This window comes from Halochromatium salexigens (assembly GCF_016653295.1).
GTDB lineage: Bacteria > Pseudomonadota > Gammaproteobacteria > Chromatiales > Chromatiaceae > Lamprobacter > Lamprobacter salexigens.
Genome location: NZ_NHSF01000094.1, coordinates 1 through 10,203, shown reverse-complemented (window position 1 = coordinate 10,203; position 10,203 = coordinate 1). Strand labels below are relative to the sequence as shown.

General features: G+C 65.8%; 12 protein-coding genes. 8 read left to right on the top strand and 4 right to left on the bottom strand.

Annotated elements, in window-relative coordinates; genetic code table 11:
• Nucleotides 1–278, top strand: a 278-nt coding sequence (locus CCR82_RS18055; RefSeq protein WP_276570588.1) for a transaldolase family protein, incomplete at its 5' end; no start/stop codon positions are given.
• 82 nt (nt 279–360) lie between these two features.
• Nucleotides 361–669 carry a YHS domain-containing (seleno)protein gene (locus CCR82_RS18050; RefSeq protein ID WP_201247204.1) on the top strand — a complete coding sequence of 103 codons (309 nt, stop codon included), beginning with the start codon at nt 361–363 and terminating at the stop codon, nt 667–669.
• Between the two features lie 87 nt (nt 670–756).
• Here the strand turns inward: CCR82_RS18050 and CCR82_RS18045 are convergent, their stop codons facing one another.
• The 3 genes from CCR82_RS18045 to CCR82_RS18035 form a co-directional block, all read right to left on the bottom strand.
• Nucleotides 757–1,317: a carboxymuconolactone decarboxylase family protein gene (locus CCR82_RS18045; RefSeq protein WP_201247203.1), complete on the bottom strand. Its 561-nt coding sequence runs from the start codon at nt 1,315–1,317 to the stop codon at nt 757–759.
• Between the two features lie 69 nt (nt 1,318–1,386).
• Nucleotides 1,387–1,854, bottom strand: a complete 468-nt coding sequence (locus CCR82_RS18040) for a hypothetical protein (RefSeq protein WP_201247202.1) — start codon at nt 1,852–1,854, stop codon at nt 1,387–1,389.
• Between the two features lie 36 nt (nt 1,855–1,890).
• Nucleotides 1,891–2,148, bottom strand: coding sequence for a hypothetical protein (locus CCR82_RS18035; protein ID WP_201247201.1), 258 nt, complete (start codon nt 2,146–2,148; stop codon nt 1,891–1,893).
• Between the two features lie 263 nt (nt 2,149–2,411).
• Here CCR82_RS18035 and CCR82_RS18030 point away from each other — a divergent pair, with 263 nt between their 5' ends.
• From CCR82_RS18030 to CCR82_RS18005, 6 genes are all read left to right on the top strand, one after another.
• Nucleotides 2,412–2,942 (top strand): sigma-70 family RNA polymerase sigma factor, encoded by a 531-nt coding sequence (locus CCR82_RS18030; RefSeq protein WP_201247200.1) that lies wholly within the window; start codon nt 2,412–2,414, stop codon nt 2,940–2,942.
• The gene (locus tag CCR82_RS18025) at nt 2,939–3,400 is read left to right on the top strand and encodes a response regulator (protein WP_201247199.1); all 462 of its coding nucleotides are present in this window, start codon (nt 2,939–2,941) and stop codon (nt 3,398–3,400) included. Before CCR82_RS18030 ends, CCR82_RS18025 begins: the two co-directional genes overlap by 4 nt.
• 104 nt (nt 3,401–3,504) lie before the next feature.
• A complete protein-coding gene (locus tag CCR82_RS18020) occupies nt 3,505–4,071 on the top strand; it encodes a carboxymuconolactone decarboxylase family protein (RefSeq protein WP_201247198.1) in 567 nt (188 codons plus the stop codon).
• Nucleotides 4,072–4,100: 29 nt separating this feature from the next.
• Nucleotides 4,101–5,735: an acetolactate synthase large subunit gene (locus CCR82_RS18015; protein ID WP_201247197.1), complete on the top strand. Its 1,635-nt coding sequence runs from the start codon at nt 4,101–4,103 to the stop codon at nt 5,733–5,735.
• Nucleotides 5,736–5,749: 14 nt separating this feature from the next.
• The gene (locus tag CCR82_RS18010; RefSeq protein ID WP_201247196.1) at nt 5,750–7,444 is read left to right on the top strand and encodes an FMN-binding glutamate synthase family protein; all 1,695 of its coding nucleotides are present in this window, start codon (nt 5,750–5,752) and stop codon (nt 7,442–7,444) included.
• On the top strand, nt 7,441–8,886 hold the full coding sequence (locus tag CCR82_RS18005) for an aldehyde dehydrogenase family protein (RefSeq protein WP_201247195.1): 1,446 nt from the start codon (nt 7,441–7,443) through the stop codon (nt 8,884–8,886). Before CCR82_RS18010 ends, CCR82_RS18005 begins: the two co-directional genes overlap by 4 nt.
• 12 nt (nt 8,887–8,898) lie before the next feature.
• Here the strand turns inward: CCR82_RS18005 and CCR82_RS18000 are convergent.
• Nucleotides 8,899–10,203, bottom strand: a 1,305-nt coding sequence (locus CCR82_RS18000) for an NAD(P)/FAD-dependent oxidoreductase (RefSeq protein ID WP_201247194.1), incomplete at its 5' end; no start/stop codon positions are given.

The following is a 10,203-nucleotide window of genomic DNA, read 5'->3' as shown; positions in this document are numbered from 1 at the left end:
AGATCCTGGCCCTGGCCGGCTGCGATCTGTTGACCATCGCACCGCCGCTGATGGATGCGCTCGATCAGGCCGAGGGCGAGGTGCCGCGCCGCCTCGATCCAACCCATGCGCTCAGCGACGGCGAGGCGCGGGTGTCATTCGACGAGCCGAGCTTCCGCTGGGCGCTGAACGAGGACGCCATGGCCACCGAGAAGCTCTCCGAGGGCATCCGCAACTTCGCCGCGGATACCGTCGAGCTCGAGCGCTTCGCCTTCGAGACCTGTACCCAGTGTCGGTAAACGACACCCTACCCGGCGCACGCCCACGTTGGCTTGCTCCGGGGGGTGGGCTTCCCAGTGCGCGACCAAGAGAGGCTGCACGATGTTCAATAGAGCACTGACGTCATCTATGACCGCCACAGCGGCGGCTCTGGCGCTGGCGCTGAGTCCGTTGTCGGCTCAGTCTCAGCGACTGCCGACCGACATGAGTCAGGACCCGGCGATCGAGGGCTACAGCCCGCTGTCTTACTTCGAGGTCGGCCGCCCGCAGAAGGGCTCGCCCGCCTATACCAGTACCTATCAGGGCAAGGAGTACTGGTTCACCAGTGCTGAGCAGGTGGCGCGCTTCGAGGGGACTCGATGCCGAAAAGGCCGACCGGATGCTGCAGCGTGCGCGTGCGACGCGCACTAATCTGCTCCAGCTCAGGTTCGATTGAAGTCGTTGCGTTGGTTGGGTGTTCGCGGATTAAGAAGCCTGAGTAGGCGTGTTCATGGGCTCTCAACCTGGGTTAGCGTTTGCAGTCGGCGGCTCATCCAGCGGCACCGCGAACAGATCGAGAAAGAAGCTCAGCGCGATGAACAGCTCGATCACACTGGCCAGCTCGACCACAGCGGCATCGCTCAGTCCCAGCGACCACAGGTGCGCGATATCGGCGTCCGTGATGGCATGGACATCGGTCGCCGCCCGCCGTGCCAGCTGCAACAGCGCGATCCAATTGGCGGGTAAGGGCGCCTCATCCAGATCTTGGAGCAGCAGCCCGATGGTCGCCGGCGGCACCCCAAGGCGCTGCAGCGCCATCGAATGGGCGCCGACACAGTAGGCGCAGCCATGGGCGTCGGCGACGACCACCGCCATCATCTCTTTTAGCCTGCGCTCCAACTCGCCCTCGTCCATCACCCGCGCAACCTTCGCCAGGGTCGCCTCGAGAATCCCGGGCTTGTGCGCCAAGGCCTTGAACAGGTTCGGGACGCCGCCGAACCGGGCATCGATCTGGCGATAGAGGGCCGTCACCCTGGCATCGGCCACTTGGGGCTCAATCAGGGGCAAACGTTGATGCATGGCTCATCAAGACCTCGTGGCGCGCAGCATTGCGCTGTACTGGAACTGGCTCTGGCTCCGGCACCCGCATTAGCGCCGCTCGCTGACCTGGTCACTGGCGGTTGGCGTGGCGTCCCAGCCACTGTGATAGATATCCTCGAAGGCTCGCTGCTGCGCCTGCGGGCTCCAAACCTCGCGGTAGCCATCGCCATCCTCGACCTGCAGCGACTCCACCGAGATGGAGCGATAAGGCTTGACCACCGTGCCGATCACCCTGACCTGCTTGCGCACATGGCGGACCTTGGTGTCGCGCGGGACGTTGGAGAGGAAGTAGTACGGGCCATCGGCCAGCTGCAGCACCAACTCCAGCTCGAACGAGAGATGGGCATCCAGATTCTCAAGCGGGCAGACGTGACCGCCCTCGGCACAGCGCAGGCCGTTGATCCGGCCCTCGATCGTCGTCTCGGCCAGCGCGGGTGCGCCACTCAGTAGGGTGATGAGGCCAAGACAGGAGCCCAGGCCGGCGAGCAGTCTGCGAGGCGGTCGCTGTGTCGGCATGGCGATATATCTCTCGACCGGAAAGAGGAGGCTGCCTCAGCAACCGTTCACGCAATAGACCGACTCCTGCGGGTCGGCATCGCCACGGTCATCGGACTCGCCTTCGCGATGTGCGTCATCGTCATTACCGTCTGAATAATCCAGCAGCAACGCCGCCTTGAGGCTCGCCTCGAAGGCCAGCGCCCGCTTGAGCGCGCGCGCACAAGGCGCGCATTGCGCCGCATGGGCTTGGAGATCGGCTTGTCGTGATTGCGGATCGACCAACAGTTGGCGGCGAAAGGAGAGGCAGTTCATGGGTTGAGCCTTCTGCGCGATGCGGACAGCGCCTGGAATACCGGATGAAGACCCGCCGCGCGCAGCAGATCTTTCGTGCCATGACCGACGGCGGATGACCGCACTGCAGCGAACCGATACCGCGTTGCAACGGAACGTATTAACGAAACGTTCTATTGGCTTTGCTCGCTTTCTATAAAGTCAAACAAAAACAAGCCATTAAAAATTGGCACGACGGCTGCAATAGCGCAGACAGATCGCTCATCGACTTCGGGAGTTCTTCCATGTCTGCGTCTGCTGCACTCGTCTCCACCCCATCGACCACCGCCAGCGAAGCGCCAAGCTTTGAGGCCCTCGCCGAGACCCATCGGCACAGTCTCTTCAAATACGCCTACCGGCTCTGCGGTGACAAGCAGATCGCCGAGGATCTGGTGCAGGACAGCCTGCTGCGGGCCTGGCGCTCGTTCGCGCGGCTGCAGAACCCAGCGGCTGCCTTGGGCTGGATGAAGACCATCGTGCGCCGTGAGAATGCGCGCCGCTTCGAGCGCATCCAACCGCGCGAGAGCGCGATGCCAACCGAGGAGCTGCCAGCGCAAGCGGCTCAGGACTATGACACCTCGACCGACGCCTTTGTCTTGCGCCGGGCGCTGCGAGCACTGCCGGCGGAGTATCGCGAGCCGCTGATCTTGCAGGTGCTGCATGGCTACTCGCAGCAGGAGATCGCCGCGCGGCTTGGCCTCACCGGCGCGGGTGCGGGTACGCGGCTGTTCCGGGCTCGCCAGAAGCTGCGCGCGGCGCTGGGTGAGCGCGGATGATTCCCACCGCGTCGAGCGCCGGCGACTGCAGCGCCGTCCCTGGCGCGGGTCTCGGCCAGCGCCTCGAGGCCGCGTTGCTGCTGGTCGAGGACAACGCGCCGCTGCGCCAGATGCTGAGCTGGGAGCTGAGCGATCTTGGCTATCAGGTCAGTGCCGCCGGTGACTGCGCCGAAGCTCGACACCTCATGCAGCGACAGCCTCTGCGCTGTGCCCTGATCGATATCCGCTTGCCGGATGGTGATGGCCGTGCGCTGGGGGCTGAGCTGGCGGCGCGCGCTCCGGGGCTGACGATCGTGCTGATGAGCGGTGCCCATGATCTGCAGCCTGATCCGGGGCTGGCGCCGCATGTCCGCGCCTATCTGAAAAAGCCGGTCAATCTGCACAGTCTCCACCAGCTGTTTGTTGCGAGCGGCAAGCCTGCGCGAGCGGCCTTCAACAACGGCTCACGGGTTCCATGAATCAAGTGCTCAATGAGCCCAGCCCCTCGCCTCGCCGGCGCGGGTCGTCCAGTCGTTTGCCTTCAAGGCGCAGTGATCCGCCCAACCGATGCCAGGAGCACCTCATGCCCTCGCTGATTCCGGACCCGGATGTTCAATCGGAATTGCCAGACGCCATTCCTGCCATGCCTGCCATGCCGGCGCTGAGCGAAGCCGAGCGTCGCTTCAGCCAACTACCCAAGCCGCTGCGCACGCTCGAGGCAGCGCCGGCGTCTCTGAAAAGCTACCTGGCCCTCGGCGCCTTGTTGGAGAAGACCTCACTCTCGAGCGAGGAGCAGCAGGTGGTGCTGCTCAGTGTCAGCCGCGAGAGCCGCTGCGCCGTTTGCATGGGTGCCCACGGTCTGCTCGCGGACATGATGGATTTGCCAACGGAAATGACCGAGGCGTTGCGCGAAGGAGACCGCTTGAGCGATCAACGCCTGGAGTCCCTCAGGCAGTTCACCGCCACGCTGGCCAAGGCGCACGGGCGCATCGATGAGGCCGCGGTCGCCGCGCTGGAGCAGGCCGGCTATGACCGGCAGCAGGTCCTCGAGGTGATCCTCGGGATCGGCATGAAGACCCTCGCGCGCGATAGCGATCAGATCCCCGGCACCGATGGACAGCCCTGGCCAGCAGCCTGTCTCGCCTGCTAGCGAGACCCCTTCAACCCTTGGAGTCCCCCATGCATGCCGCTGAGCTCTTTGTCCGCTGTCTCGAGAACGAAGGTGTCGAGTACATCTTTGGCATCCCCGGTGAGGAGAACCTCGACCTGATGGATGCGTTGATCGACAGCCCGATCCACTTCATCACCGTCCGCCATGAGCAAGGCGCGGCCTTCATGGCCGATGTCTATGGCCGTCTCACCGGTCGACCCGGGGTCTGCCTGGGCACGCTCGGTCCTGGCGCGACCAACCTGATCACCGGTGTCGCCGATGCCAATCTCGACCGCGCGCCAGTGGTGGCCATCGCCGGCCAGGGCTCGACCCACCGGCTGCACAAGGAGAGCCACCAGATCGTGGATCTGGTCAATCTGTTCGTGCCCATCTCCAAGTACGCGACCTCGGTGCGCGAGCCCGAGGTGATCCCGGAAGTGGTGCGCAAGGCGTTCAAGGAGGCGACCCTGGAGAAGCCGGGGGCGAGCTTCATCGAGCTGCCCGAGAACATCGCCGCCGCGGAGGTCGCTGAGATGGCACCCCTGCGAGTGCAGAATCCGCGCACGCCCTGGCCGCCCGAGGATCGTCTCGCCGAGGCTGCGGCGCTGATCGCGCAGGCCGAGCGCCCGATGGTGCTGGCCGGCAATGGCGTCATTCGCGCGCAAGCCGCGGCGGCCTTGGACAGCTTCGCCGCGACCTTGAACATCCCGGTGGCCAAGACCTTCATGGCCAAGGGCGTGATCCCGCGCGAGCATCCGCTCTCGCTTGGCACCGCCGGGCTCTCGGGCAACGACCTGATCGCCTGTGGCTTCGAGCGGGCCGATCTGGTGATCTGCGTCGGCTACGACATGGTCGAGTACCATCCCGAGCGCTGGCACCGCAATCCGGAGCAGCCAGTGATCCACATCGGCCAGCAGCCGGCCGAGGTCGATGCCCATTATCCGGTCGCGGTCGGCGTCGTCGGCGATCTCAATGCGGCCTTGCACGGCCTGATCCGACGCCTCACAGCCCGCCCTGAGAACTGGGCGTCGGGCCTCAATCAGGCGATCCAGCAAGAGAACCGCGAGTACGCCGAGGACGACGGCTTCCCGCTCAAGCCGCAGAAGATCCTCTGGGATCTGCGTCAGGTGTTGGCGCCCGAGGACATCCTGATCTCCGATGTGGGGGCGCACAAGCTGTGGATCGCGCGCATGTGGCAGGCACAGGCGCCGAATACCTGCCTCATCTCCAATGGCTTTGCGGCGATGGGGATTGGCGTGCCTGGCGCCCTGGCAGCCAAGCTGGTGCATCCCGAGCGACGAGTGCTAACCATCACCGGCGATGCCGGTTTCCTGATGAACTCACAAGAGCTGGAGACCGCCTTGCGCCTCGGACTCGCGTTCGTGGTGCTGATCTGGAGCGACAGCGCCTACGGGTTGATCAAGTGGCACCAGGACAAACGCTTCGGCCGCGAGACCCAGATCCGCTTCAACAACCCGGACTTCGTCCAGTATGCCGAGAGCTTTGGCGCCCGTGGCTACCGGGTCGAATCGGCCGCGCAGCTGATCCCGGTGCTCGATGAGGCGCTGCACTGCGGCACTGTCGCCGTGATCGACTGCCCGGTCGACTACGCCCAAAACATGCAACTGACCGAGCGCCTCGCCGCGCTGCAGTGCCCGGTCTAAGAGGAGTCCTGACGATGTTGACGCTATTCGATTCCACCCAAGACGTCCTGCTGACCTCGTTGCAGCTGATGTCGGCGCTGTTCATCTTTGTCATCGGCCTGGCGGCCCTCTGGGCCGTCTACGCCTATCTGGTCGACAGCACCCAGAAGTCGCAGGCGATCCGCCGCAACTATCCGGTCATCGGCCGCTTTCGGTATCTGTTCGAGCGCCTCGGCGAGTTCTTTCGGCAGTATTTCTTTGCCATGGACCGCGAGGAGCTGCCGTTCAACCGGGCGCAGCGCAACTGGGTCTATCGCGCGGCCAAGGATGTCGATAACACCGTCGCCTTCGGCTCGACCCGCAACCTGACCGTGCCGGGGCAGGTGATCTTCGTCAACTGCCCGTTCCCAACCCTGGGCGAGGATGCGGTGCCATCGGAGCCGATCACCATCGGCCCCTTTGCGCGGCAGCCCTATACCACCGCGGGGCTGTTCCACATCTCCGGCATGAGCTATGGGGCCATCTCCAAACCGGCGCTCGAGGCGCTGGGCAAGGGCGCGGCCCAGGCCGGCTGCTGGCTCAACACCGGCGAGGGCGGGCTCTCGCCCTATCATTTGGAGAGCGGGGCCGACCTGGTGTTTCAGATCGGCACCGCGAAGTACGGGGTGCGCGACGCCGCCGGCAACCTCAGCGATGAGCGCCTGCAGGCCGTCGCCGCCCATCCGCAGGTGAGGATGTTCGAGATCAAGCTCAGTCAGGGCGCCAAGCCCGGCAAGGGCGGCATCCTGCCGGCGGCCAAGATCACCCCCGAGATCGCCGAGATCCGGGGCATCCCGGTCGGGGTCGACAGCATCAGCCCGAATCGCCATCCCGATGTCGGCACGACCGCCGAGCTGCTCGATCTGATCGAGCGGGTGCGGCGGGTCACCGGCAAGCCGGTCGGCTTCAAGGTGGTGCTCGGCGCCTATGGTTGGCTCGATGAGCTGCTGGGCATGGTCCATGCGCGCGGCGCGGCCTCGGCGCCAGACTTCATCACGGTTGACGCTGCGGATGGGGGCACCGGTGCGGCGCCGATGCCCTTGATGGATGACATGGGCCTGCCGCTGCGTGTCAGCTTGCCGATGCTGGTCGATAAGCTCAACGAATACGGCCTGCGCGAGCGCATTCGGGTGATCGCCTCTGGCAAGCTCATCACCCCGGCCGATGTCGCCTGGGCGCTCTGTATCGGTGCCGATTTCATCACCTCGGCGCGCGGGTTCATGTTCGCGCTTGGCTGCATCCAGGCGCTGCAGTGCAACAAGAATACCTGTCCGACCGGGATTACCACCCATCAGCGTAAGTTCCAGCGTGGCCTGCATGCGCCGACCAAGGCCGTGCGCGTCGCGGCCTATGTGCAGAACCTCTCCAAAGAGGTCGGCATCATCGCGCACTCTTGCGGTGTGCGCAGCCCGCGTGAGCTGCGGCGCTTCCATGCCCATCTGGTGCAGGCCGATGGACGGACCATTGGCCTCGATCAGTTCTATCCAGAATCCGAGCGAGCGGTCGTCGCGGCCTTGAGTGCGCCGCGTGCTCCGATGGCGGTGGGGCAGGCGTCCGAGCGCAGACCACAGTCCAGTCCGCTCGTCGGTATCCGTTTTTCGTCGGTACCCTCGGAACCGGTGGGGCCGGTGCGAGAACCCAGCCAGCGAGACTTGATCATCCAGCCGGCAACAGGAGACATTATCCCATGACCGATGACCGACAACCGCATCATCGCCATCGCATCGCCGCCGAGGTCAGCCCTGCCGGGTCGCTCGAGGTGCTGAATCCCTTCAATTTGCACCCGATCGCGACCGTCGACACTGTCGATCTTGAAGGCGTCGAGCGAGCGCTCGCGGTGGCCGACGCCTGCTACCGGCAGCGCGACGGCTGGCTGCCCGACTTTGAACGCATGGCGATCCTGCGTCGGGCCGCCGAGCTGATGGCCACGCGCATCGACGAGCTGGCCCTGCTGATCGCCCGCGAGGGCGGCAAACCCTTGACCGATGCCCGGGTCGAGGCCGAGCGGGCAGTCGACGGCCTGCGCTGCTGCGCCGAGCTGCCGCGCCACAGCGGCGGGCGCGAGGTGCCGATGCAGGCGACCGCCGCCGGTGCCGGGCGCTGGGCCTTCAGCACCCATGAGCCGATCGGTCCGGTGGTGGCGGTCAGCGCCTTCAACCATCCGCTGAACCTGATCGTGCATCAGGTGGCGCCCGCGGTCGCGGCCGGTTGTCCGGTGATCGTCAAACCGGCCGAGGACACACCGCTGTCGTGCCTGCAGTTCATCGATCTGCTGCGCGAGGCCGGCCTGCCGCCGGCCTGGGCGCAGGCGCTGGTGACGGATTCGCCCGCGACCGCCGAGGCGCTGGCAACCGATCCGCGGGTGGCCTTCCTCAGCTTCATCGGCAGTGCGCGGGTCGGCTGGCATCTGCGCTCGCGGCTGGCGCCCGGTGCCCGCTGCGCGCTCGAGCATGGCGGCGCGGCGCCGGTGCTGGTCGATCGGGGCGTCGATCTGCAGCAGGTCGTGCCCGTGTTGGCCAAGGGCGGTCTCTATCATGCCGGCCAGGTCTGCGTCTCGGTGCAGCGCGTCTACGTGCATCAGGATCAGGCGCTGGGTTTGGCACAGGCGCTGGCCGAAGCGGCGGCCGGGATGCAGGTCGATGATCCGACCCTGGCCGAGACCGCGATCGGGCCGCTGATCCGCCCGGCCGAGGTCGAGCGCGTGGACCAATGGGTCCGCGAGGCGGTGGGGCAGGGTGCAACCTTGCTCTGCGGGGGTGAGCCGCTCTCGCAAACCTGCTATATGCCGACGGTGCTGTTCGATCCGCCGGCCACGGCCAAGGTCAGCACCCAAGAGATCTTTGGCCCGGTGATCTGCGTCTATCCCTATGCCGAGGTCGATGCGGCGATCGCGGCGGCCAATGCCCTGCCATTTGCATTCCAGGCTGCGGTGTTTACACGCGAGCTAGCGTTTGCGAGGCATGCGGCCAGTCGGCTGGCGGCCTCAGCAGTGATGATTAACGACCACACTGCCTTCCGCACCGACTGGATGCCGTTTACCGGATTACGCCAATCGGGACTGGGCACCGGCGGCATGCCCTATACCTTCGAAGACATGCGCACCGAGAAGTTGGTGGTTTGGCGGGCGGACTGAGGGAGCGGGGCGTCAAACACGCTCAGCGGCCGGAGTCGGTGAGCGCTCTTTGACGCCTTGGGCGCCTTTCTCCTGCGTGTCCTCATCGCTGTCCTCGACCGTCCGTGTAAAGCGCAGATGGGCGATATCGGGCGGGAAGAACATCGCCCAGTTCCACTCCAGATAGAGCCGCGCCTTGCGCGCCAGGGTCGGGATATAGAGCAGGTAGAAGCCACGCCACAGCAGCCAGGGGATGAACCCGGACAGATTGATGCCGAAGACCCGAGCCACGGCGCGGTTATGGCCGATGGCCGACATCAGGCCCTTGGGCTGATAGCCGAACGCGTGGGTCGGCTCACCGCGCACCCGGCGGGCGAGATTGGCGGCGAGCTGCGGCCCCTGGCGCAACGCAAACTGCGCCGTCGGCGGGCAGGGCGCACCATCGGCCCGGCCGTTCGGCACCGCCGCACAATCGCCGATCGCCCAGACACCCGGTAGACCGGGCACCGACATATCGGCCTCGACGCGCAAGCGCCCGCGTTCCTTCTCGGCAGGTAGGGCATCGATGAGCCGATTCGACGTCGTGCCGATGGTGCTGATGACGGTGCCGGCGTCGATACGGCTGCCCTTGTTGAGCTCAACGCCCTGCGCATCGATGGCCTGGCTGCGGGTGTTGAGCCGTACCTCAACCCCGCCATGCCGGGACAGCTTGCGCTCGGTGAAACGGCCGAGTCGCTTCGGTAGCTCTGGCAACAGGTGTGGACCCCCGTGCACGATCACCACCCGTGCCGGCTCCAGCTGCGACTGCCGATACCAGCGTTGGCTCTCATCAAGGAAGTCACTGATCTCGCCGGCGACCTCGACCCCGGAGAAGCCGCCACCGATGACCACGAAGGTCTTCAGCCAGCGGCGCAAGGTCGGGTTCTCGGTCAGCTCGGCGTCCTCGAGCCGGGCGATGACGCGATTGCGCAGATAGAGCGCATCGCCGACGGTCTTCAGCGGCAGCGTGTGCTCGGCCATGCCGGGGATCATGTGCAGATTGGCGCGGCTGCCGCAGGCCAGCACCAGATGATCGTAGTCGAGGTGGCCGCTCTCTGAGCGATTGCGGAAATGGACACGGCGGGCCTCGGTGTCGATGCCGGTGACCTGGACCTGGTGGACCTTGGCGCGGCGCACCATCTGGCGCAAAGGCGCGACCACATGACCGGGTAGCACCGAAGCCCCGACCACCTCCGGCAGCAGCGGGTTATAGGTCAGATGGTTCTCGGCCGAGAGCAGATGGATCTCGGCCGAGCGCAGGTGTCGCTCGAGTGACTTGGCCGCGGTGGCGCCGGCGAA